This window comes from Nonomuraea sp. NPDC050536 (assembly GCF_044457685.1).
Classification (GTDB): Bacteria; Actinomycetota; Actinomycetes; order Streptosporangiales; family Streptosporangiaceae; genus Nonomuraea.
Map to the genome: position 1 here is coordinate 178,577 of NZ_JBITHD010000010.1, position 22,697 is coordinate 201,273.

The 22,697-nt window shown below is 70.4% G+C and carries 25 protein-coding genes; 16 read left to right on the forward strand and 9 right to left on the reverse strand.

All coding sequences use genetic code 11. The annotated features are described in order from the left end of the window. Positions 1-8: 8 nt before the first annotated feature. On the reverse strand, positions 9-881 hold the full coding sequence (locus ACIBHX_RS27275) for a sugar kinase (RefSeq protein WP_397070092.1): 873 nt from the start codon (positions 879-881) through the stop codon (positions 9-11). 184 nt (positions 882-1,065) lie between these two features. Between ACIBHX_RS27275 and ACIBHX_RS27280 the strand changes: the two genes are divergently transcribed. The 6 genes from ACIBHX_RS27280 (at position 1,066) to ACIBHX_RS27305 (ending at position 5,598) form a co-directional block, all read left to right on the forward strand. Continuing rightward, positions 1,066-1,794, forward strand: a complete 729-nt coding sequence (locus tag ACIBHX_RS27280; protein ID WP_397070093.1) for a hypothetical protein — start codon at positions 1,066-1,068, stop codon at positions 1,792-1,794. Between the two features lie 138 nt (positions 1,795-1,932). Further along, positions 1,933-2,268 (forward strand): DUF4190 domain-containing protein, encoded by a 336-nt coding sequence (locus ACIBHX_RS27285; protein ID WP_397070094.1) that lies wholly within the window; start codon positions 1,933-1,935, stop codon positions 2,266-2,268. 73 nt (positions 2,269-2,341) lie between these two features. Next, positions 2,342-4,225 carry an acetate--CoA ligase gene (acs, locus tag ACIBHX_RS27290; protein ID WP_397070095.1) on the forward strand — a complete coding sequence of 628 codons (1,884 nt, stop codon included), beginning with the start codon at positions 2,342-2,344 and terminating at the stop codon, positions 4,223-4,225. 9 nt (positions 4,226-4,234) lie between these two features. Continuing rightward, complete coding sequence (locus ACIBHX_RS27295) at positions 4,235-4,933, forward strand: maleylpyruvate isomerase N-terminal domain-containing protein (protein WP_397070096.1); 699 nt, start codon at positions 4,235-4,237, stop codon at positions 4,931-4,933. A 39-nt stretch (positions 4,934-4,972) separates the two neighbouring features. Continuing rightward, positions 4,973-5,221 (forward strand): DUF6343 family protein, encoded by a 249-nt coding sequence (locus ACIBHX_RS27300; protein WP_397070097.1) that lies wholly within the window; start codon positions 4,973-4,975, stop codon positions 5,219-5,221. Positions 5,222-5,358: 137 nt separating this feature from the next. After that, positions 5,359-5,598 (forward strand): DUF3040 domain-containing protein, encoded by a 240-nt coding sequence (locus ACIBHX_RS27305; RefSeq protein ID WP_397070098.1) that lies wholly within the window; start codon positions 5,359-5,361, stop codon positions 5,596-5,598. Between the two features lie 8 nt (positions 5,599-5,606). On the opposite strand, the gene ACIBHX_RS27310 is transcribed toward ACIBHX_RS27305, so the two are convergent. Both ACIBHX_RS27310 and ACIBHX_RS27315 read right to left on the reverse strand, forming a co-directional pair. Next, entirely contained in the window at positions 5,607-5,852 is a 246-nt protein-coding gene (locus ACIBHX_RS27310) for a type B 50S ribosomal protein L31 (RefSeq protein WP_397070099.1), read from the reverse strand. 28 nt (positions 5,853-5,880) lie between these two features. Next, positions 5,881-6,612 (reverse strand): SDR family NAD(P)-dependent oxidoreductase, encoded by a 732-nt coding sequence (locus ACIBHX_RS27315; RefSeq protein WP_397070101.1) that lies wholly within the window; start codon positions 6,610-6,612, stop codon positions 5,881-5,883. 50 nt (positions 6,613-6,662) lie between these two features. Here ACIBHX_RS27315 and ACIBHX_RS27320 point away from each other — a divergent pair, with 50 nt between their 5' ends. Then, positions 6,663-7,874 carry an MFS transporter gene (locus ACIBHX_RS27320; RefSeq protein WP_397070102.1) on the forward strand — a complete coding sequence of 404 codons (1,212 nt, stop codon included), beginning with the start codon at positions 6,663-6,665 and terminating at the stop codon, positions 7,872-7,874. 9 nt (positions 7,875-7,883) lie between these two features. Beyond that, positions 7,884-9,704, forward strand: coding sequence for a DNA helicase RecQ (gene recQ, locus ACIBHX_RS27325; protein WP_397070103.1), 1,821 nt, complete (start codon positions 7,884-7,886; stop codon positions 9,702-9,704). A gap of 157 nt (positions 9,705-9,861) precedes the next feature. On the opposite strand, the gene ACIBHX_RS27330 is transcribed toward recQ, so the two are convergent. Together ACIBHX_RS27330 and ACIBHX_RS27335 are read right to left on the reverse strand one after the other, a co-directional pair. Continuing rightward, a complete protein-coding gene (locus ACIBHX_RS27330) occupies positions 9,862-10,374 on the reverse strand; it encodes a MarR family winged helix-turn-helix transcriptional regulator (RefSeq protein WP_397070104.1) in 513 nt (170 codons plus the stop codon). Between the two features lie 5 nt (positions 10,375-10,379). Then, positions 10,380-11,201 carry an alpha/beta fold hydrolase gene (locus ACIBHX_RS27335; RefSeq protein WP_397070106.1) on the reverse strand — a complete coding sequence of 274 codons (822 nt, stop codon included), beginning with the start codon at positions 11,199-11,201 and terminating at the stop codon, positions 10,380-10,382. A 279-nt stretch (positions 11,202-11,480) separates the two neighbouring features. On the opposite strand from ACIBHX_RS27335, the gene ACIBHX_RS27340 reads away from it, so the two are divergent. Next, complete coding sequence (locus ACIBHX_RS27340; RefSeq protein ID WP_397070108.1) at positions 11,481-12,227, forward strand: MerR family transcriptional regulator; 747 nt, start codon at positions 11,481-11,483, stop codon at positions 12,225-12,227. A 630-nt stretch (positions 12,228-12,857) separates the two neighbouring features. Then, on the forward strand, positions 12,858-13,472 hold the full coding sequence (locus tag ACIBHX_RS27345; RefSeq protein ID WP_397070109.1) for a hypothetical protein: 615 nt from the start codon (positions 12,858-12,860) through the stop codon (positions 13,470-13,472). A 370-nt stretch (positions 13,473-13,842) separates the two neighbouring features. Here ACIBHX_RS27345 and ACIBHX_RS27350 read toward each other — a convergent pair whose 3' ends face one another. From ACIBHX_RS27350 to ACIBHX_RS27360, 3 genes are all read right to left on the reverse strand, one after another. Then, positions 13,843-14,457 (reverse strand): TIGR03086 family metal-binding protein, encoded by a 615-nt coding sequence (locus ACIBHX_RS27350; RefSeq protein WP_397070110.1) that lies wholly within the window; start codon positions 14,455-14,457, stop codon positions 13,843-13,845. Between the two features lie 150 nt (positions 14,458-14,607). Further along, on the reverse strand, positions 14,608-15,318 hold the full coding sequence (locus tag ACIBHX_RS27355) for a hypothetical protein (RefSeq protein WP_397070111.1): 711 nt from the start codon (positions 15,316-15,318) through the stop codon (positions 14,608-14,610). An 11-nt stretch (positions 15,319-15,329) separates the two neighbouring features. After that, positions 15,330-15,884, reverse strand: a complete 555-nt coding sequence (locus ACIBHX_RS27360; RefSeq protein WP_397070112.1) for a papain-like cysteine protease family protein — start codon at positions 15,882-15,884, stop codon at positions 15,330-15,332. A gap of 158 nt (positions 15,885-16,042) precedes the next feature. On the opposite strand from ACIBHX_RS27360, the gene ACIBHX_RS27365 reads away from it, so the two are divergent. Both ACIBHX_RS27365 and ACIBHX_RS27370 read left to right on the forward strand, forming a co-directional pair. Beyond that, positions 16,043-16,951, forward strand: coding sequence for a hypothetical protein (locus ACIBHX_RS27365; protein WP_397070113.1), 909 nt, complete (start codon positions 16,043-16,045; stop codon positions 16,949-16,951). A 308-nt stretch (positions 16,952-17,259) separates the two neighbouring features. After that, a complete protein-coding gene (locus tag ACIBHX_RS27370; protein ID WP_397070114.1) occupies positions 17,260-17,556 on the forward strand; it encodes a hypothetical protein in 297 nt (98 codons plus the stop codon). Here the strand turns inward: ACIBHX_RS27370 and ACIBHX_RS27375 are convergent. Continuing rightward, entirely contained in the window at positions 17,542-18,345 is an 804-nt protein-coding gene (locus ACIBHX_RS27375; protein ID WP_397070115.1) for a lysophospholipase, read from the reverse strand. The two genes, ACIBHX_RS27370 and ACIBHX_RS27375, sit on opposite strands and share 15 nt — an antisense overlap. 180 nt (positions 18,346-18,525) lie before the next feature. On the opposite strand from ACIBHX_RS27375, the gene ACIBHX_RS27380 reads away from it, so the two are divergent. The 4 genes from ACIBHX_RS27380 to ACIBHX_RS27395 are packed head-to-tail and all read left to right on the forward strand — an operon-like array spanning position 18,526 to position 22,697. Beyond that, complete coding sequence (locus ACIBHX_RS27380) at positions 18,526-19,530, forward strand: NAD-dependent epimerase/dehydratase family protein (protein ID WP_397070116.1); 1,005 nt, start codon at positions 18,526-18,528, stop codon at positions 19,528-19,530. After that, a complete protein-coding gene (locus ACIBHX_RS27385) occupies positions 19,517-20,206 on the forward strand; it encodes a PIG-L deacetylase family protein (protein ID WP_397070117.1) in 690 nt (229 codons plus the stop codon). Before ACIBHX_RS27380 ends, ACIBHX_RS27385 begins: the two co-directional genes overlap by 14 nt. Further along, positions 20,203-21,144, forward strand: coding sequence for a methionyl-tRNA formyltransferase (locus ACIBHX_RS27390; RefSeq protein ID WP_397070118.1), 942 nt, complete (start codon positions 20,203-20,205; stop codon positions 21,142-21,144). The genes ACIBHX_RS27385 and ACIBHX_RS27390 overlap by 4 nt, the downstream gene beginning before the upstream one ends. Next, positions 21,141-22,697 (forward strand): NAD-dependent epimerase/dehydratase family protein, encoded by a 1,557-nt coding sequence (locus tag ACIBHX_RS27395; RefSeq protein ID WP_397070119.1) that lies wholly within the window; start codon positions 21,141-21,143, stop codon positions 22,695-22,697. The genes ACIBHX_RS27390 and ACIBHX_RS27395 overlap by 4 nt, the downstream gene beginning before the upstream one ends.

Genomic DNA, 22,697 nt, shown 5'->3' on the forward strand with positions numbered 1-22,697 from the left:
CGGCGGGGTCAGAGGTCGGCGCGGGTGGGCAGGCCCTGCCAGTCGCTGGCGCTGGAGACGGCGGCCGCGCTGAGGAGGGCGCCGCGGTGGAGGCGTTCCTGGGGCGTCAGGCCGTCGAGCGCGGCGCTGACGTACCCGGCCACGAAGGCGTCCGAGCCGCCCGCCGTGTCGACGACGGGGACCTGGAATGAGGGCTGGTCGTAGCGCACCCGGTCAGCCCGGACGCTGGTCCCCTTCTGGCCGCGGTTGACGACCACCTCGCGCTCGGCCGTGAGCGCGGGCTTGACCAGGTCGAGCTCGTCCTGCCCGAGGAAGAGCAGATGGGAGGCGCAGGCCAGCTCGCCGAGCACCTCCTCGGCCTCCCTGACCGAGTCCCACAGTTCGGGCTGGTAGTCCACGGCGAAGGAGACGACCACGTCGGCCGTCCTGGCCGCCGAGACGGCCGCGCGGACGGCCTCGAGCGCGTCCCTGCCGAGCGCCGCGGTGATACCCGACACGTGCAGGATCTTGGCGGCGCCGATCCTGTCGATGGGAACGTTCCCTGGACTGAGGCGGGATCCGGCCGATCCGGTCCGGTAGTGAGTCAGCCTTTCCGGACGGCCCAGCCGCGATTCGCGCAGCAGCAACCCGGTCCGGGCGCCCTCGGTCACCCGCATGTCCAGGGTGTCGACGCCCTCGCCCCGCAGGGTGGTGAGCACCCGCGCACCCAGCTCGTCGGCGCCTACCTTGCCCAGATACGCCACCCGGTGCCCGAATCGCGCCAGGCCCACGGCCAGCGTGAACTCGGGCCCGCACACGTCCAGGCGAGCCTCGCACTCGTGCCGGACCCGGCCGCTGGACACCACGCCCAGCGCCTCACCGAGCGTGTAGACGTCGGTCATGAGCCAGACTGTAGTGGGTCACGACATCCCAAAGCGGATTTATCCGGAACACCCCTGGTCGATAGCGTGATCAAATTTTTCTCGTAACTTTAGCCAACCTTTTCCCCAATAGGTGCCTCTAAGTAGTAGAGGAAGTCGGCTATCCCGAGCCGACTCTGACACGGGGAGAGGAATCAGCACCCTCATGAAGAAAATCGCTGTAGGAATCATCTCTGCCCTGGTGGGCGGGGCCATGCTGGTAGCTGGTGGAGGCGCTGCCTCCGCTCAGGCCAAGAGGGCCTCGACCGTCGAGATCAGGGACATCTCGCCCAACCCGGTCGTGGTCGGGGGCGACGAGGAGACGACGGCCTACTTCAAGGTCGGCGCCAGCTCGGACGTCCAGAAGATCACGCTGAGCGTGCAGCCCGAGGGCGCGCGCACCCTGCGCGCCAAGGACGTCCAGGAGCTGCAGAACTGGCGCTTCTCCGTCCCCTTCAACGCCAACGACCCGGCCGGCAAGTGGAAGGCCACCGCTGCGGCGTTCGACAAGGACGGCAAGCAGGTAGCCAGCGACACCTCGTACTTCTCCGTCGAGGTCAAGCAGGGCAAGGCCGACACCCGCATCGTGCGGTTCAGCGCCGACCCCGACCGCGTCCGCAAGGGTCGCACCATCCACTTCTCCGGCCGTCTTCAGACGAACGACGACGGCTGGGAGGGTGTCCGCGGCGAGAAGGTCAACATCTACTACCAGGCCAACGGCTCGAGTGGCTGGAAGTGGGTCGCCGCGAGCAACACGCGCTGGGGCGGCAAGTTCGACGCCCAGACCCGCGCCTGGAAGAGCGGCCAGTTCAAGGCCGTGTTCGATGGCAACGACGAGCTGAGCGGCTCCGAGAGCCGCACGGACTACGTCAAGGTGTACCGCCACTGGTGGTAAATCGCTGAACACGAAGGAGAGCCCGGTCCCACCCCTGGGGCCGGGCTCTCCGGCGTTCCAGCGGCGACCTTGTGTAATTGGGGCTTAATCGTCCCGTTATCTGTAGGATTCACCTCCGGACGACCCGAGGGGGCGAAGATGACGACCGTCCGGAACGCGCCGAGCAAGAACACCCCGGCCAAGCTGGCCCTGGGCTTCGCGGGATTCGGCGTGGCCGCGCTCGGCTGCTTCTTCACGGGCATCGCGTGGATGAACCCGCCGGTCTTCGTCGGCCTGGCCGTCCTGAGCGCCATCGCGGGCATCGTCACCGGGCACGTCGCGAGATCCCGCGGCAAGCGGCTCAGCGGCGACGGCAGGGGCATGGCCCTCGGCGCGATCCTGCTCAGCTGGCTGGTCGTCGCCGTCTGCGTGCTGGCCGCGACGGCGCTGGTGTGGCTGCTCAGCGGCACCGCGATCTTCCTCGACGGCCGGTAGACCGCCCGTCCATCAACCGTCAATCTCTCCCGCCCAGGGTGGATGCAGCGATATTTCCGATCCTGGGGGGACCATGCTCGCCAACCTGCTGCACGAGGACCGCCGCTTCGCCCCGGCGCCCGAGTTCGCCGCGCACGCCAACGTCAAGGAGGACGCCTACGCCAGGGCGGAGGCCGACCCGGTGGCGTTCTGGGCCGAGCAGGCCGCCCGCCTGGACTGGGAGACCCCGTGGACCAGGGTCCTGGACTGGAACGGCGCCCCGGTGGCCCGCTGGTTCGACGGCGGCCGCCTCAACGCCGCGGTGAACTGCGTGGACCGGCACGTCGCGGCGGGCAACGGCGACCGGGTGGCGATCCACTGGGTCGGCGAGCCCGGCGACAGCCGTACCATCACCTATCGCGACCTGCAGGTCCAGGTGAGCAGGGCGGCGAACGCGCTCATCGGGCTGGGGGTGGGCAAGGGCGACCGGGTCGCGATCTACCTGCCGATGATCCCCGAGGCGGTGATCGCGATGCTGGCCTGCGCCAGGATCGGCGCGCCGCACACGGTGGTGTTCGGCGGCTTCTCCGCCGAGGCGCTGGCGGGCCGGATCCAGGACGCCGGAGCACAGGTGGTGATCACCGCCGACGGCGGCTACCGCAAGGGCGCGGCGCACGCGCTCAAGCCCGCCGTGGACGCGGCCGTCGCGGGGCTGCCCGAGGTGCGCCACGTGCTGGTGGTACGGCGCACCGGCCAGGAGATCGCCTGGACCGAGCGCGACCTGTGGTGGGACGAGGTGGTGGACGCCCAGAGCGCCGAGCACGAGCCCGAGGCGTTCGACGCCGAGCACCCGCTGTTCATCCTGTACACCAGCGGCACGACGGGGAAGCCGAAGGGCATCCTGCACACGACAGGCGGCTACCTGACGCAGACGGCCTACACCCACGACGCCGTGTTCGACCTGAAGGACGGCGACGTGTTCTGGTGCACGGCCGACGTCGGCTGGGTGACGGGCCACTCCTACCTCGTCTACGGCCCGCTGGCCAACGGCGCCACCCAGGTCATGTACGAGGGCACGCCCGACGCGCCGCACCGGGGCCGCTGGTGGGAGATCATCGAGAGGTACGGCGTGACCATCCTGTACGCCGCCCCGACGGCGATCCGGATGTTCATGAAGTGGGGCGACGACATCCCGAAAAAGTATGACCTGTCCAGCCTGCGGCTGCTGGGCTCGGTGGGCGAGCCGATCAACCCCGAGGCCTGGATGTGGTACCGCGGCACGATCGGCGGCGACCGCTGCCCGATCGTGGACACCTGGTGGCAGACCGAGACAGGCGCCATCATGGTCAGCCCGCTGCCCGGCGTCACCGCGACCAAGCCGGGCTCGGCCACCCGCCCGCTGCCCGGCATCGCCGCGGACGTCACCGAGTCCGGCTACCTGGTGCTGACCAGGCCGTGGCCGTCCATGGCGCGCGGCATCTGGGGCGACATGGAGCGCTTCCACGAGACCTACTGGTCGCGCTTCCCCGGCCGCTACTTCGCCGGCGACGGCGCCCGCCGCGACGAGGACGGCTACCTGTGGCTGCTCGGCCGGGTGGACGACGTGATGCTGGTGTCCGGGCACAACATCTCCACCACCGAGGTCGAGTCCGCGCTGGTCTCGCACCCGGAGGTGGCCGAGGCCGCGGTGGTCGGCGCCGCGGACCCGGTCACCGGGCAGGCCATTGTGGCCTTCGTCATCCCGCGCGGCGACGCCGTACCCGAGGAGCAGGAGCTGCGCGCGCACGTGGCGCGGGCGCTGGGCGCGATCGCCAGGCCCAGGCAGGTGCTGGTCGTGCCTGAGCTGCCCAAGACGCGCTCGGGGAAGATCATGCGGCGCCTGCTGAAGGACGTGGCGGAGGAGCGGGCGCTGGGTGACGTGACCACGCTGACCGATTCGACGGTGATGGACCTCATTAGCAAAGGTCTACGTGGGTAGCTCCACAGTATGGATGAGCTGCTACGACAGTACGACCCCTTCGACATCTTCGATGCCGAGGCGGCCCGGCTGGAAGCCTTCTTCTCGTCCCTGGACGAGGAGGGGTGGAACCGGCCCTCGCGGTGCGCCGGATGGTCGGTGCGCGACGTGCTCGGCCATCTGGCCGGCGAGGAGCTGTACAACCACGCCTGCCTGGACGGCGACGTCCAGGACGTGATGGAACGCGTCGCCCGCGACGAGGGCATCACCGGGTTCAACGACTTCAACGAGTGGACCGTACGGCAGCGCCGCGACGTCCCCGTGCCCGAGGTGTTCGAGGAGTGGCGCGCCAAGAACGCCGAGACGCGGGCCCGGATGCGCGAGCTCGGCAGGGATGGCACGCTCGACACCATGGTGGGGCCGTACCCGGTGGGATTGCAGACCTTCCACTACGACTCCGAGTACGCCACCCACGCCGACGACGTGGGCGCGCCGGTCAGCGACGGGGAGGCCGACGCCCGCACCGCGTGGCGGGTGGCCCTGGGCCGCTTCGCGCTGATGGAGTCCGACAGCAAGGCGCAGGTGGAGGACCTGGCGGACTCGCTCTGGGTGGACGCCGACGGGGTGGAGGCCGAGCTCTCCTATCCGGAGTTCGTGGCGGCCACCGTGGGCCGGCCCAGGCCGGGGCTCGACCCGCGCATCGCCTCCGCGCTGAGGTGCCTGGCCTGAGCCCGGCGAAGACAGGGCGGGCCGGAGAGGGGGCCGATCGTGTGGCTGCGCAACCGCGAGGGCACGGAGCCACTGAGCGCGCGCAGCCCGGTGCGCGCCCGGCGGATCCTGTCCGTGATCGCGCTCGTAGCCGCCGTGGCCGCGACCGTGTTCTGCGTCAACCGCCTGTCGGCGACCGGGCTGGAGGTGTGGGGCTGGGAGGCGGCCATCGCCGCGGCGGTGGCCGTCATCGCGGCGATCGATCTGGCCGTCCTCAGCCGGCGGCGTACTCCGCCGTCACGGCGGTGAAGACACGCATGCTGGTCGGCCGTGGCTTTTTTGGCCCTTTGAAGGGCGCCTTTACCAGGGGTACCGTGAAATTGGCATGTCTGGGGTTACTGGTGGGTACATGCTCCACACCGGTGTGGAAGCGGTGGTGATCAGATATGAGTCTCTCTGGGAAGGAGCGCCGCACACTCGCGGACATCGAGGTCGGCCTGGCGATGGAGGACCCCGATTTCGCCAGACGGATCGCGGCGATCAACATGATCGAGTCCGGTGGTGCGCCGCCTCTGAAGGCCAGCGGCGAGCGCCTGCTGACGTGGGCCCGCCATAGGGCGTGGGTTATCGGCCTGGCCGTGGTCATCGCGATCACCTTGCTGGTGCTCGCGATCGCCACGGCCTGACCGGCCGCTCACTTCCTGCCGTAGCGCTGGTTGAAGCGCTCGACGCGCCCCTCGGTGTCGAGAACGCGTCCCCGGCCGGTGTAGAAGGGGTGGCTCTGGGCGGAGACGTCCACGTCGACGACGGGGTACGTCCTACCATCGGTCCACTCGATCGTCTTGTCGCTGATCATCGTGGAACGCGTGAGGAACGCGAAGTCCACGCTGGGGTCGCGGAAGACCACGGGCCGGTACTCGGGGTGCAGGTTCTTCTTCATGGCCCGTGCAACCGCCTGGAAACGGTTTTCATTCCCGCATCTCCGGATCGATTCCGAGCACCGATCGGCCCCCGTCCACCGGAAGCGTCACCCCGGAGATGAACGAGGCTCTGTCCGACAGCAGGTACTCCACCGCGTCGGCGACCTCGTCCGGCCTGGCGACCCGCCCGAGCGGGTGCAACCTGGCCATCTCCCCCTCGATTCCCTCATGACTGGATTTGTACGACTCGTAGCGTTCGGTGGCCACGGATCCGGGGGCGACGGCGTTGACCCGGATGCCTTGCCTGCCGTACTCGACGGCCAGTGCCCGGGTGAGCCCCTCGATGGCGGCCTTCGCGGTGGAGTACGGCAGGCTGCCGGGGACCGGCCTGCGGGCCTGGTGCGAGGTCACGTTCACGATGGCGCCGGCCGTACCGTGGCGCAGGAAGTGGCGGACGGCGGTCGAGCAGCCCACGACGGCCAGGTCGAGGTTGGCCGAGATGAGGCGGCCGATCTCGGCGGGCGGGGTGGTGTCGATCGAGGCGTCGCGGAAGATCGCGGCGTTGTTGACCCAGCCGCAGAGCGTTCCCGCCTGCTGGGCCAGGATGGCGGCCTCGGCGGTGGCCTTCTCCTCCGACGCGTCGCCGATTAACGGGATGACGCCCTTCTGTGGCGACATTTCGGGATCTATGACGACGACCGTGCCGTGCTCGCGGAGCCGGTCGACGATGGCCCGGCCGATCCCCTGCGCCCCTCCTGTCACCACATACGAACGCCCCATGGTGATGAGTATCACCGTATTTCCGGGGAGTGAACGGGAACGGTCTCTATGTGATCGTCAAATCTCCAGCCCCGGTGATCGGTGCCCTGGCGATCACCCAGACCGCTGGATACGGCGTGCTCTACTACGCCTTCTCCGTCTTCATCACCCCGATGGCCCGCGACCTGCACGCCGCCCTCGCCCAGCTCACCGGCGCCGCCACGCTGTCGGTGCTGGTGTCCGCGCTGGTCGCGCCGCCGATCGGGCGCTGGCTCGACCGGCACGGCGGGCGCGGGCTGATGACGCTCGGCTCAGTGCTGGGCGCGGCCACGGTCCTGGCCTGGTCGCAGGTGCAGTCGGTCGCCCAGCTCTACCTGGTGTGCGTCGCGCTGGGCATCTCCTCGGGGATGGTGCTCTATGAGGCGGCGTTCGCGGTGATCGTCGCCTGGCTCGACGCGGCGCGGCGGGCCCGTGCGCTGCTCGCCGTCACGGTGGTGGCGGGCTTCGCCTCCAGCATCTTCCTGCCGCTGACCGGCTTCCTGGTCGATCGGTACGGCTGGCGCCAGGCGCTGGTCGTGCTGGCCGCCGGGTACGCGCTGGTCGCGGTGCCGTTACACGGGTTGCTGCTGCGCGGGCGGGGGGCGGCACGCCGTACCGGCGACCCTGAGATCGTCGGGGCGGCGCTGCGCGAGCGGCCGTTCTGGCTGCTGGCGGCGGCGTTCCTGACCCAGACGGGGGCGGTCGGGGTGATCGCGATGCTGGTCGTGACGTACCTGATCGCGCTGGGGCACGCGCCGATCTTCGCCGCGGCCGTGGCGGGGCTGCTCGGCGTGCTGTCGGTGACCGGCCGGGTCGTGACCACGGGACTGCAGGGCCGCTGGCCCGTCGCGCTGATCACCGCGGGCGTGTTCACCCTGCAGGGGGTGGCCGCTCTGCTGCTCCCCCTGGTCGGCCGCAGCCCGCTCGGGGCGATCGCGTCGGTCGTGCTGTTCGGGCTGGGCTTCGGCGTCGGCACGATCGCCCGTCCCGCGCTGCTCGTCGAGCGGTACGGCACGGCCGCGTATGCCACCCTGAGCGGGGCCGCCGCCCTGCCCATCACCGCGGCGCGGGCACTGGCACCGCTGGCCGCGGCGGCGTTCGCGCAGGTGGTGGGGTATCCGGCGGTCATGGTGGCGGTGGCGGTGGCGTGCGGGCTGGGTGCGCTCTCGCTGGTCTTCTACTGGCTTTCCACAACCGCGATCGCCGTGGGCGAACACCGCGACCCGCGCGAGCCGACCACGTAAGGTAGCCGCATGGATACCCCCATCGAGGTCCTCCGCCGGGTCTTCGGCTACGACGCCTTCCGTCCCGGCCAGCAGGAGATCATCGACCATGTGGTCGGCGGGGGTGACGCGCTGGTCCTGATGCCGACCGGTGGCGGCAAGTCGCTGTGCTACCAGATCCCGGCGCTGGTGCGCTCAGGGGTGGGCGTGGTGATCTCGCCGCTGATCGCGCTCATGCAGGACCAGGTCGACGCGCTGCGCGCGCTCGGCGTCCGCGCGGGGTTCCTCAACTCCACCCAGGGCTTCGACGAGCGGCAGCTGGTCGAGGCGGAGTTCCTGGCGGGCGAGCTCGACCTGCTCTATCTCGCGCCCGAGCGGCTCCGGGTCGACGCCACGGTGCGGCTGCTCGAGAAAGGCGACATCGCGCTGTTCGCCATCGACGAGGCGCACTGCGTGTCCCAGTGGGGCCACGACTTCCGCCCCGACTACCTGATGCTGTCCGACCTGCACGAGCGCTGGCCGTCCGTGCCGCGGATCGCGCTGACGGCCACCGCCACGCCCGCCACCCACACGGAGATCGCCTCGCGGCTGGGCCTTTCGCAGGCACACCACCACGTCGCGAGCTTCGACCGCCCTAACATCCAGTACCGGATCACGCCCAAGTCCGAGCCCAAGCGGCAGCTGCTCGACTTCCTGCGCACCGAGCACGACGGCGACGCGGGCATCGTCTACTGCATGTCGCGTTCGTCGGTGGAGAAGATCGCCGAGTTCCTCGCCGACAACGGCATCGCCGCCGTGCCGTACCACGCGGGCCTCGACGCCGCGACCCGGGCCGCCCACCAGGCGCGCTTCCTGCGGGAGGACGGGCTGGTCGTGGTCGCCACGATCGCCTTCGGCATGGGCATCGACAAGCCGGACGTGCGCTTCGTGGCCCACCTCGACCTGCCCAAGTCGGTGGAGGGCTATTACCAGGAGACCGGGCGGGCCGGGCGCGACGGGCAGCCGGCCACCGCCTGGATGGCCTACGGGCTGCAGGACGTGGTCCAGCAGCGCAAGCTGATCAGCGAGGGCGACGAGGCGCACCGGCGGCGGCAGGCGCTCCACCTCGACGCCATGCTCGCGCTCTGCGAGACCGTCACCTGCCGGCGCGTGATGCTGCTCGACTACTTCGGGCAGGAGCGGTCCGAGCCGTGCGGCAACTGCGACACCTGCCTGTCACCGCCCGAGTCCTGGGACGGCACGATCCCCGCCCAGAAGGTGCTGTCGGCCGTCTACCGGCTGTGGAGCGAGCGCCACCAGCGCTTCGGGGTCGGGCACCTCGTCGACATCCTGCTGGGCAAGCAGACGCCCAAGGTGCAACAGCACGGCCACGACACGCTCACCGTCTTCGGCGTGGGCACGGACCTCGGGCAGCCGGAGTGGCACGCGGTCGTCCGCCAGCTCCTCGCCCAGGGGCTGCTCTCGGTCGAGCCCGCCCACAGCACCCTCGTCCTCACCGACCTGAGCTCCGACGTCCTGCGCGGCCAGCGTCAGGTCCCCATGCGCCGCGACCTCTCCCGTCCGCCGTCCCGCACCAAGCTCGCCCGCACGTCGGGCCGCCCTGCCGCGGACACCACCCTCACGCCGGAGGCGACCACCACCTTCGAGCGCCTCCGCACCTGGCGCGCCGCCACGGCCAAGGAACAGGGCGTCCCGGCCTACGTCATCTTCCACGACTCGACGCTCCGCGAGATCGCCACCCAGTCCCCCACCACCCTCGAGGCCCTCGGCTCCATCAACGGCATCGGCCAGAACAAACTCACCAAATACGGCCCCCAAGTCCTAACCCTCCTAACTACCGACCCCGCCTAGCCCCCTCCCACTTCTGGCTGGCCGCGTCGCGCGCCCCACATGCCCCGCGCAGCGCCTCACCACCGGGCCCCGCAATGCTCGCCGTACACATTGCACTGACCTCCGCCGCACCACGACTTGGCCGACCGCGTATTGGAGTCCCGCCGTAGGGCTCGGCTCAGTCGGGGGTGTCGGACTCGCGTGGGGCGGCTGGGTCGGGTGGCGAGGGGTCTTGGGGAGTGGTGGCGGTGTGGGCGGCGGTGTGGGTGCGGGAGAGGAAGTCGGCGAGGACCTGGAGTTCCGCCTCCGTGTAGGTGTCGCAGATCTCGTCCAGGGAGGCGTTCATGGGGCCGTAGAGCCGGTAGATCTCGGCGTTGCGGTCTCGGCGGGCGCGGAGGGTGATGGCGCGGCGGTCCGAGGCGTCGGGGTCGCGTTCACGGGTGATCCAGCCGCCGCGCTGCAGGCGGTCGAGGATGCCCGTGAGGGTGGCGGGATGCAGGCCGGCGCGCCGCGCGAGCGCGGTGGGGCTGAGCGGGCCGTACCGATTGATGAGGTCGAGGCACTCGAAGTCGACCGGCCTGAGCTCCACCCGCGCGCCGACCTGCTGGTTGAGCAGCGAGAGCTGCGTGCTCAGCTCTCGCAGCGAGTCCTTGATCTGCGCGGTCAGCCGCCGCTTGGCTCCCGATCCCATGAGTTTCATATAGTACGGCCGGCCGAGGAAAGGCACTCGACGAGCCGGGCGGCGTAGGCGCGGGGGTGCGTGAGGTTGCCGTTGTGCCCGCCGGGGAACTCCGCGATGTCCGCCCCCACGACCCGAGCCAGCTCCTGCGCGCACCGGTAGTCGAAGACCTCGCGAGGAGTGGTACGGCCGGCCGCAGGGATGATCCGGACACCACCCAGCGAGGCGGGATCCAGCGCGTCCGTGATCACGGCGGTGAAGTCGTGGGCGAGGAAGAAGTCGAAGTTGGCGCCGCGCTCCGGCGTCATCGGCTGCGGGGTGAGGCCGGGCTCCCTGTCCTGGCTCGCCGGGTCGATGCCGAGGACCCGGGCGACTTCCTTGATGGCGGCCGTCCAGCCGTCGCGGCGGTGGATCTCCTGCAGTTCGGCCAGCTCGCGCCGGTGGTGGTCGGCCTCGTCGGCGGGGAGTAGCCACGGTGCGACGGGCTCGTGGGCGACGAGCGTGTGGATCTGCTCGGGGTGGGCCACGCTCAGGTGCAGGCCGATCACCGCGCCGAGGCTGCAGCCCAGCATCGCCACCGGCTCGTCGGTCACGGCGGCCAGCAGGCGGTGCACGTCGTCAGCGTGGTCGCGCATGGTCACGCCGCCTTCGGGGTCGTCCATGACGCTGCGGGAAAGCCCGCGCCGGTCATAAGTGATCACCGTGTATCGATCGACGAGCCGGTCGACCAGATCCACGCTCCGGTCGGCGTCGCCCTCGCCGCTCTGCGAGATCAGCAGCATCGGGCCGGTGCCGCGCACGTCGTAGTGGAGGGTCGCGCCGGGGACACGCAGGTTCATGAGGACTCCCTTTCTCGGTATGCCTCCAAAGCCTAATCCATCAAACCTGATACATCAAATTTGATGGATCTCGAGGCTTCACCTCCGGCGGCCAGACGATCGACGTCGGCCCCGGCACGATGCTCTTCGTCCCGGCCCGCGAGGCGCACCGCTTCCACGACGTCACCGAGGACCTGGTGGTGCTGGTGTTCTTCGCCCCCGCGTACACCGGCATCCCTCAGCCCTAGCCCTTTCCGACCGCATTGACCTTGACGCGAGGTCAATGTGTTGAATGTGGGCATGCGGATCGGAGAGCTGGCGACGCTGGTCGGGGTGTCCACCCGGACGGTGCGCTACTACCACCACCTCGGCCTTCTCCCCGAGCCTGTACGGCTGGCCAACGGGTACCGCGAGTACCAGCTGCGCGATGCCGTGGCGCTGGCCCGGATTCGGCGGCTGGCCGAGCTGGGGCTCTCGCTGGACGAGCTGCGTGACGCCCTGGCCGAGGACGCGGGCAAGGACCTGCGCGAGATGCTCCTCGAGCTCGACGCCGACCTGGCCAGGGAGCAGGAGGCGCTGGCCGCCAGGCGCGTACGGCTCGCCGCGCTGCTGGCCCAGACGGATCCCGAGCCGGGCACGATGCTGACGCCCGACCTGGCGGCGGCCCTGCACGACCTCGCGGCGGAAGGCTCGCGCGTCGCGGAGATCGACCGCGAGCTGCTGACCCTGGTCGGCACCGTGGCCGATCCGGCGGACCAGGCGAGGATCCTCGACCTGATGCGTCCCCTCACGGAGCCCGGGGCCATATCCAGGGGCCACGATCTCTACCAGCGGCTGGACGAGCTCGCCGAGGCGGATCCCGGAGATCCTCGGGTGGCGGAGCTCGCGTCCGACCTCGCGGATCATCTTCCGGCCGAGATGGCGTCGATGATGGTCGCGGCCCACGGGGTGGATGATCGGTGGCTTTCCGCGATGTTCGCGGAGATCTCGCCTGCTCAGGCGGAAGTGTTCAGGTTGATCCTCATCAAGCTGAAGGCCCACCCATGACCTCCCCGGACCCACCTTGCTCGATCACGCATCCTCCCGCCGACAAGCCGAGCGCGACGCCCTCCCCCGAGACGACTCCGGGATGGCCAGGCTCTTTCCCCGTGGCTTCCCCTTCGATCCGCAAGGCAGGTTCCAGCCCAGATCAGGGATCCAGTCCCGCAAGGCGGAAGACAGCGTCCAGCCCGGACCAGCGCACGGAACCCACCTCACACCAGGACACGAGACCCGGCCCGGATCAGGACACAGGTTCCGCCCCAGGTCAGGACGCCGAACTCGGCTCAGACCGGGATGCGAGACCTGACGTAGATCGAGGCACAGGCAAGGACGCCGGACCCGGGACCGACACGGGACCCGGCACCGATCGAGGCGCGGGGCCCAGCCCAGGCCGGGACACGGGACCCGGCACGGATCTAGGCGGGGCGGGGCCCAGGCCGGGACACGAGACCCGGCACGGATCGAGGCACGAGACCCGGCCCAGATTGAGATACGGGACTGGGCACGGATCGGGATCCGGCTCAGGGCGGGAGGTGGGTTCTGGGGTGGGTTGAGAGGGTTCTTCGGGGTGGGTTCGAGTTGAGTGGGGAGGGGGCGGTCGACGTGGGAGCCGGGTCCGGTGGGGTGGAGGGATTCGTGGTCAGGTGGGTGGGGGTGGGGTGGCGGGTTCTGCGGTTCGAGGTGGATGGGCTTGCCAGCTTGGGGATGTGGGTGCGGCGGCGGCTCGACGGGGTTCCTGCGGGGGCGACGGCCCTGCCGTACGTCAAGGAGCAGGCGGCTCTGCTGATGGTGCTGACGTTCGTGATGGTCGTGGAGACCGTGGCCGTGGATCTGTTTCTCAACGCGGTCGGCGTGCCGATGGCGGTGCGCGGGCCGGTGCTGGTGCTGGACGTGTACGGAGTCCTGTTCGCGGCCATGTTCGCGGCGGCCTGCGCGACCCGGCCGCACGTGGTCACGCCTACGGAGCTGCGGATCCGGGTTGGGGCGTACCTCGATCTGCGGGTGCCGCGCGAGCAGATCTCGGCTGTACGGCTGGCGCGTAACTACAACGAGCAGAGCATGGTGTCCGTGGCCGACGGTCGCCTCGTGGTGGCCATCTCGTCGCAGACCAACATCGCCGTCGACCTCACGGAACCCATCACCGTGACCCGTCCCCTCGGTGGCCGGGCCCAGGTCACCAGGATCCGCTTCTTCACCGACGACCCCAAAGCCGCCCTGACCGCCCTCCGAGCCCCCACCCCCACCCACTGACCCGTGGCCAGACCCCGATGGGCCACGACACGAACTTGGCCTGACAGCAGGGCTTTCCCCGGAGGAACGCCTCGCCACTTGATAGACCGCAGCCGTGACAGACCGCCGTACAGGGCGCCGACCTCCGCCGCACACCACCCCACCGATCCAGCGCCTGCAGGGACCCGCCGGAATTACCAACAGCGGGAACGGGCGGCTGAGCCGGGGACCAGGGACCAAAAAACCGGCGGATCGGGCTGAGGCGGGACCAACAAAGCCAGAGACGCCAGCGGCGGCGGTGCCGAAGCGGCAGTGGCCGGGCGCTGTGCAGGGCGCCGGGTTCGCCGTGCACCGCCTCGCCGACGCGGCGCCGGCGGATCGGGGGGTGGGGTTAATGGGGGGTGCGGCCGAGGTAGGTCAGGAGGTGGTCGCTTGGGGTTGGGTGGGGTGGGAGTGGGGGTGGGGAGGCGAAGCGGTGGGGGCGGTCTGCGCTTGTTATGAAGAGTGGGGCCAGGTCGAGGAGCTCTTCGGCTATCCGGGGTGGGATCGGGCGTAGCTGGCCGCAGGCCCGGGCGATGTCCCAGCCGTGCACTGCGACCTCGATCGCACCGACGCTGGCCACGATGACTGCGTCCAGCGAGCAGTCGCCGATCGAGACTGCATGCCCCTGCTGAGCCGCTGCCCAGGCGCCGAGCAGCCCGCACGCCCGCGTTCGCAACGAGCCGACCACCGCGGGCACCACCTGGAGAGTGGCTGGAGCTGGGCCGGCGTCAGGGGGAGCCGGAGGAGTCAGGGAAACGTGGCCGGGGATGGCGCTCTCCGAAAGGGCCGCCAGGGAGTCGTCCATGTGGTCGAGCAGGGTCGCCAGGTCCCAACCCGCGCAGGGGGTGGGGCGGGTGAGCGCCTCGGAGGTGACCAGATTCAGGCTGCCGAGCGTGTAGCCGATGGCACGCTCAAGCAGCGCCACTCCACCGGCCAGCGCCGCGGCCGCGGGGTCGCCGGTCATGAATCGTCCCCCGCCGCGGGCGTGGGGGCCCGCCGTACTGTCTGCACCATGTCAGCCTCCTCGCTCATACAGACTCCGCGAAAGGCGCAAAATCATCGGCGGGGAAGGAAACAGCCCGGGCGGGGGTGGCCCGGGCTGCTGTGGAGGGGGTCAGGCGCGGCGGCGCAGCAGGTGGATGGCGCAGGTGGCCGCCGCGAGGGCGAGGACCCCGAGGACCCAAGGGAGCAGCGGGTTGGCGGAGGTCGGCGGCGCGTAGCCGCCGGCGTAGCCGTCGTGGGCGTAGGAGGAGCCGGGGAGCTTGTCTCCGTAGCGCTGCTGGACCAGGCGCTGGTAGGCCGCGACGGGGATGGGGTCGGAGCCGGTGGACTGGATGGCTTCCTGGTTGAGCGGGTGGATCTGCCCGTCTCTGAGGGCGTACCAGGCGTTGAGCTGGGGCTCGCGGAAGACCGTGCCCGGTTGGGCGGCGTACTGCTGCTCGTCGCTGCCGCTCGCGATGTTGCTGACCACCCAGGTGCCCGCCTTGGTGCGGGTCGTCCAGATGGAGGCCGTCTGGCCGTCGGCGGCGGTGGCCTGGGTGGCGAGGAAGGCGAAGCGAGCTATCTGCTGCGACTGGCCGGAGACGAAGGCGGGGTTGAGGTCGTTGACCGTGACCGTGGGGCCGTCGACCTGAGCCGCCACCGGAGCCACACGAGCGGATTGGCCGCGGGTGGCGAAGAACTTCCCGACCGTGTCACGTGCGCCGGCCGCCGCCGCTCTGGCCTGGGCGACGTCGGAAGGCGTGGGGTCGGACGGATCGGCCCAGGCGGCAGAGGCGGGCACGAACAGGAAGAGGACCGCTGCGAGTAAGGGCAGGAGTTTCACGACGGCCTCCTTCACGCGCCGATGTAGTCGAGTGAATGCGTCCAGAACCACGAGTTGTTCGAGACGTAGTAGTTGTAGGTGGCCCAGTTGTAGCGCGTGCTCGACGGCCACGGATTGCCCCAGTACACCCACGACTGGCTCTTGTCGTACCCGTAGATGACCTCCATGTGCCCGCCGCCGCTGGTCCACTGGATGCGCGCCATGATCGGCCGCTCGGCGTCGATCTCCCGGACGATGGCCGCGTACGTCAGGTAGTCGTAGACGTAGTTGCCGGGACTGACGCCCATCTGCCTGAAGGCGGTCTGGTCGTTGCCGAGGGTGGCCTGGTTGTTCGGGCAGCTGGAGTTGACGTTCCTGTTGAAGGCCAGGTTGCAGAACTGGTTCTGGCTGTAGGAGTGGCCGTAGTAGGCCGCGACGGAGTTGCCGGTGGCGGCCCAGCACCAGTTGGAGTACTCCTGGGCCTGCTGGGTGAAGTCGAGGCGGTACGAGGTGTAGGCGTGGGCGGGCGCGGAGGTGGCCAGCCACGTGGCCGCCGCTAACGCTAGGGCCACAGCCAGGCGGAACATAGGCGCTCCTTCGATGGGGGGTGTGCATCGGATGGTCGCCGCGCCCGTCCCGCCGTACAAGGTGTCGCAACTGCGCCTGACAGATCCCTGTGAAAGCCGACATTTCGTGGCCTGATCTGACTGATGACGTAACTGTGGAAATCTGTGAACATTCACGTGTGGCCGATGAGCTCCACGCGGCACTCCGGTCCGGCCCGTTCCACGTCGCGCTGCGGGCCGCGGTCGAGGCGCGGGGCCTGACCCTGGAACGGCTGCGCCACCGGCTCGCCCAGCGGGGGCTCCAGGTGGGGGTGAGCAGTCTCAGCTACTGGCAGCAGGGCACCCGACGGCCCGAGCGCGAGGAGTCGTTACGCGCCGTACGCGCCCTGGAGGAGATCCTCGAGCTGCCGCCCCGCTCGCTCATCGAGCTGCTCGGCCCGCCTCGCCCACGCGGCCGCGGGCCCGGAGTGTCGTACTCGACGATCCTGCGGCACGCCCGGGTGATCGCCGCGCTGCTCGACGAACTCGACGCGGTGGCGGACGACCGTCGGCTGCACATCGCGGGCATGTACGAGTCGCTGCGCATCGGCGCCGACCACAGCACGGTCTCGCGCGAGACCCTGCAGGTGGTCCAGGCGCACGAGCGCGCCGCCGACCGCTACATCATGATCTACCGGGGCGATCCTGGCTGCGACGTCGACCGGGTGACGGTGGACGCCCTGGAGGACTGCCGCCTCGGGCGGGTGCGCAGGGACGGGCCGACCGCGCTGTTCGTGGCCGAACTGCTCTTCGACCGGGCGCTCGGCGTCGGGGACACCCACGTGCTGCGGTACCGCACCCGCGACGCGAGCGGCGCCGAGTCGACCGACTACGAGCGCGGCTTCCGCTTCCCCGCCGGTCAGTACGTCCTGCGCGTCGCCTTCGACCCCGCGGCGCTCCCGGTCCGCATCCACCGCTTCGCCCAGCGCGGCCCGGGCGCAGGCGACCACATCACGACGGACCTCACGCTCAACGCCCACCACGCCGTCCACCTGACGGCCGCCTCCCTCCAACCCGGCCTGATCGGCATCCGCTGGTCCTGGCCATAGCCCTCCGGGGCGGTACGGCCTGGCCGCGTTGGAGGCCGTCTCGCGGGAACCTTCTGGGCACACCGGAGGGTATGGGTGGCATGAGACGGATGGTGATCGGGGCGGCGGCGGTACTGGTGGCGGCTGGGTGCGCGGGTGGCACGACAGGGGGCCCGACGGGGGGTGCGACAGGAAGTGCGACCCAAGCGGCTCCAGGGACCACTCAGGCGTCGCAGGCCGCGACCGCGAGTGCGGCGGCGAAGCCGGTGGTCGGTGGATGTTCAGGGAGTCAGGTCGTCAGTACGGGCGGGCTTCCCGAGGTGCGGGGGGTGGCGGAGGGGGCCGAGTTGTGGGGGTTGTTGTTCGCGAATCCACCGTTCCAGCATGGCAAGGAGATCAAGCTCGTCTGGCGCATGACCGGCGACGGCCCGCTGCGGGCGAGCGCGTCGCTACCCGACGGGACCCGGGCCGGCCTGGCCTGGGGCCCCGAGGAGCACGACGGGTCGAGCTGGCACAAGCCGGGCCAGGAGTGGGGCACCGGGTTCGTCTTCCCCAAGGCGGGATGCTGGCGGGTGCAGCTGACGAGGACTATGGGATCGGGATATGTCCACCTAAGGGTGAAGTGAGCGGTCAATGAAGGCCGTGACGTCCGCGAGGACCTCGTCCTTGTTGGTCTCGTTGAAGACCTCGTGCCGCGCCCCGGCATAGATGCGCTCGGTCAGCGCCGTGCCGCGGATCGCCTCGACTCCGGTACGGCTGGCCGCAAGCGGCACCAGCGCGTCGTCCGAGCCGTGGACCCACAGGGTGGGCAGGTCGCCGAGGGAGCCGCCCTTGGCGATGGCCTCGATCGTCGCGGCGAAGGCCTCCAGGGTGGGCCGCTTGAAGGGCCCGTGCCAGACCAGCGGATCGGCGGCGTAGGCCGCGCCGACCGCGAGGTCTCGGGACAGCGTGGCCGGGTCGATCGGGATGTCGGGGATCTCGTCCAGGGCCAGGAGCCCGGGGATGACGTCCCACTGGCCGATCACCGGGCCCGAGAGCACGAGCGCCGCCAGGCCCGAGCCGTACCGCTGGGCGTAGCGGGCGGCGATCATGCCGCCCATCGAGTGGCCGATCACCACGACGGGCACGCCCGGGTGGTCCGCGCGGGCGCGCTCCTCGACCAGGTGGACGTCGCCGACCACGTCCTCGAAGTCCTCGATGAGCACCCGGTCGCCCGCCGACCTGCCGTGCCCCATGTGGTCCACGCCGTACACGGCGGCGCCGTGCCGTACCAGGGCGTCCGCGACGTGCTCGTAGCGGCCGAGGTGCTCGCCGTACCCGTGGATGAGGACGACGACGTAGCGGGGATGGTCGTGGGGCCACTCGCGGGCGGCGAGGTCGCCGCGGGTGCCGGTGAAGGTGTGCTCGCGTGCCATGCGACCTCCGTGGATCAGCGGGAGCGTACGCCGCCAAACCCGGACGAGTCCAGATATGACACGGCTTGTATGAAAATGTTGTGGCACTGGTGACAAGAGATGCGAAAACTGTTTTAATCCGACGCTAGGTGGCGCAAGCCCCGTATGACCGAATTTCCGTGAGTCTGGAAAGGCGGCCCCGTGGGAGCTCCAAGTGGCGAAGTAGTCGTCACGGGCGGTCTCGGATTTATCGGCTCACACCTGGTGGACGCCTATCTGGCGGCCGGCCACCAGGTCCGGATCATCGACTCGAACGCGGGCGCGGTCATCGACGGCGAGGACTACGACGCGGACCCGCGCTGCACGGTCATCAGGCAGCGCGTAGAGGACTACCTCGCGCGAGGCGGCGACTTCGACGGCGCCGACCGCGTCGTCCACGCCGCCTCGTACGTCGGACCCGCCAGCATCCTGTCCAGGGCGGGCAGGCTCGGCCACGACATCATCGGCAGCACGGCCCCGGTCATCGAGGCGTGCATCGCGGCCGGAGTGCCGCTGTGCATGTTCAGCTCGGCCGAGGTCTACGGACGCAGCGGCGTGCTGGACGAGAAGGACGACATCGTCGTCCCCACCCAGTACAACACCCGCATCGAGTACGCCATCGCCAAGACCCTGGCCGAGGCCATGGTCTCCAACAGCAGACAGCACGGCTTACGCGGCATCGTGATCCGCCCGTTCAACGTGGCGGGGGCGCGGCAGTCGCGGGCGGGCGGGTTCGTCATGCCGACCTTCGTCCAGCAGGCCCTGGCGGGCAAGCCGATCACCGTCTTCGCCGGCGGCGAGCAGGTCAGGGCGTTCATCGCGGCGGACGACCTGACCAGGTTCCTGGTCGAGCACATGGACGCCGCGCTCGACACCGACGACATCATCATCAACGTCGGCAACCCGGCCAACGCGATCACCATCATGGATCTGGCCGAGCGGGTGAAGAGCCTGCTGGACAGCCCGTCGCCGATCGTCGGCGTCGACGGTCGCAGCGTGCACGGCCCGCACTACTTCGAGGCCGAGTCGTTCCACAAGATCCCGGCGCTCCGGGCGGCGACCGGACTCGGCTGGCGGCCGAGCGTGCCGCTGGACGAGCTGATCATGAGTACGGCCGACTACTACCGCGCGCGCGAGGACCGAAGGGCAGTGAATGCGCCGCTATGACCGCGTACTAGTCATCTCTCCGCACGCCGACGACGAGGTTCTGGGCTGTGGCGGCCTGCTGGCCGCCCAGTCCGCCGCGGGCGCCGACGTCCACATCCTCTATCTGGCCGTGGACGGCATGCACCACTACGGCCTCGACGGCGCCACCACCTACGAGCAGCGCCTCGACGAGATCGAGAACGTCCGCCAGACGCTGGGCTTCACCTATGAGATCGCGTACGGTGACCGGGACCTGACCGAGCGGCTGGACACGCTGCCGAGGCGGGAGCTGGTCGACCTGTTCGAGCGCGCGCTCAACCAGCGGCGCCCGGATCTGCTGCTGGTGCCCAGCTTCGCCGACTACGACCAGGATCACCGTGCGGTGTTCGACGCCGCCTTCGCCGCGGCCCGCCCGATCGCGCCGCAGTTCGGCAAATGGCTGGTGCCGAACGTCTTCATGTATGAGATGTCAAAAATTCAATGGGCATCGGAGCCGATGCCCCGCTCAACCGCTTATTGCGACATAAGCCGATTTATCGAGACTAAGTTGGTGGCGTTGCGGGGGTACAAGTCGCAGTACCGGCCATCCCCCCACATCAGAAGCGAGGAATCGGTGACGGCTCTGGCCACGCTGCGCGGGGCGGAGATCGGAGTGACCCACGCCGAGGCATTCGGCGTCCTCAGGGAGGTCCTGTGAAGTCGTTCGCGTTCGCCACCGGGATGGAGTTCGCGGCGCCGGCCGTGGACGTGCTGGCCAAACAGGGCACTCCCCCGGCGCTGCTCATCGGGTATCCGCCGTCGCTGCAGCACCGCTCCGGCTACGCCCCGCTCCAGGAGGCCTCGGAACGGCACGGCATCCCCCTGCTGGAGACCGCCGACATCAACGACGGCCATACCTACGACGAGGTCATGGGCCGCGGGATCGACCTGCTGGTGGTGGCCGGCTGGTCGCAGCTCGTGCGGGAGCCGCTGCTGTCGCTGCCGCCGCTGGGCGCGATCGGGCTGCACCCGACCCGGCTGCCCGAGGGGCGCGGGCGGGCGCCGCTGCCGTGGACGATCATCAAGGGGCTCGACACCAGCGCGGTCAGCCTGTTCTACCTGGACTCGGGGGCGGACACGGGCGAGATCATCGCGCAGCGCGAGTTCTCGGTCAGCCGCCGCGACGACGTGACCGAGGTCTACCGCAAGGTCACCGAGATCAACATCGAGCTGCTCGCCAAGTACATCCCGCTGCTGCTGGCCGGACAGGTGGTGGCCAGGCCGCAGCCGGCCGGCGGGTCGTGGTGGGAGCGGCGCAGGCCCGAGGACGGGCTGATCGACTGGTCCAGGCCCGCGAGCGAGATCTACGACTGGGTGCGCGCGCTGGCCGACCCGTACCCGGGGGCTTTCACCTCGTTCGGCGGACGGCGGCTGTGGGTGCACACGGCCGACCTGGTCGAGTGGGGCGAGAGCAAGGCGCCCGCGGGCACGATCCTGGCGCCCGTGTGGTCCACGGGGACGGCCGGGGTCCTGGTCGCCTGCGGCGAAGGGCTGCTGGTGGTGCGGGCGGTCCAGTGGGAGGGCGAGGACCGGCGCGACGCGCTGGCGATGCTGGAGTCGGGCGAGCTTCCGGCAGGCGCATGCCTGGGAACGTGAGACTCACCGGCGCCGTGATGGCGCACCCGAAGCGGCGGGAGGCGGCCGCACGGCTGGCCGGTGACGTGCTGGACGTGGTGACCGATCCCGACCCGGGCGGGCGGCCGTCGGCCTTCAGGACTTCGCTGCTGGCCTGGTCGAGCGTCCCGGAGGAGGCCACGCACCACGTGCTGCTGCACGACGACATGGTGCTGTCGTCGGGGTTCTTCGAGCGGGCGGAGCGGGCCGCCGCGGCCCTGCCGTACGCGGCGCTCGCCCTGTTCGCCTTCTGGAACTCCAGGAACGGCGCGGCCGTGCGGATGGGCGCGCTGGCGGGCGCGCGGTGGGTGCCGGGGGCGAGCGAGTACACGCCGGTGGCCGCGCTGCTGCTGCCACGCGAGGTGGCGGCCGGGTACGTCGCGTGGGCCCGCGAACGGGGCGACACCTGGCCCGACGACGTGCTGATGGGCCGCTACCTGCGCCAGGCGGGGGTGCCCGTGTACGTGGCGGTGCCCAGCCTGGCCGAGCACGAGGACCTGGCGAGCCTGGTGGACAACGACTTCCAGGGGCTGCGCCGCTCGCCGTGCTTCGTGGCCGACGACCCGGCTACGAGCGAGGACGTGCTGCCCGATCTGCCGGTGATCCCCTTTCTCAAGCGCGGGGTGGCCCAGTGTGCGATCAACGGGCGGGACGTGCTGTGCGAGGACTACCTCGACGGGCTCGGGCTCTCGGTGCGGGGGAAGTCACAACTGTGGATCACGGCGTTCACCATGGGCGTCGCGCACGCGGGCGACCTCGCCGAGGGCGACCTCGTGGACAGAGCGCTGGCCACGATGGGGCCGGGCGGGTACTGCCACGCGATGGGGTCCAGAGAGCTGGGCCGCAGGTCGGAGGCGTGGCAGGCCGAGGCGCGCGACGGGCTGGAGGCCGGGCTCGCGGCGACGCCCCGCCCGGCGTCTCGCGGGTCCGTGACGGTCACCGCCGAGCCGGGGTTCCTGCGGGACCACCTCGTCCACGCGCTGACCGACCGGGGCCACCTCGTCCACGCGCTCACTGACCGGGGCCACCTCGTCCGCGCGCTGACCGACCGGGGCCACCCGGTGGCCGAGGCCGGTTCTGCGCGGGTCCGGGTCGGCGCGTCGGAGATCGTCGTGAACGACGCCGTGGTGCTGCGGCTCGGCGAGGTGTACGGGCCGGGGATGCCGCAGCGCGGGCCCCTGGCCGAGCTCGTGCTCCAGTCGTCGCTCAACCGTCCGCTGCGGGCTCGGGGGCCTGCCGTACAGCTCGTGCACGTCCGTGATGTCGCGCGAGCCGTGATCGCGGCCCTGGAGTCGGGGGTGCGGGGCACGTTCGACGTCGCCGGCGCCGCGCCCGTGTCGCTGCCCGACCTCGCGGAGGCGGTACGGCGGGCGGTGCGGCCCGTGGCCTCGGAGGTGACCCCCACCGATGAGCCCGCCCGGGTCATGGACGTGGAGCCCGCCGCCGAGCACCTGGGGTGGCGGCCCGAGGTGGACCTGGATTACGGGATCCACCACTACGCCCAGTGGCTGGCCTACCAGAGCGACCTCCCCTGA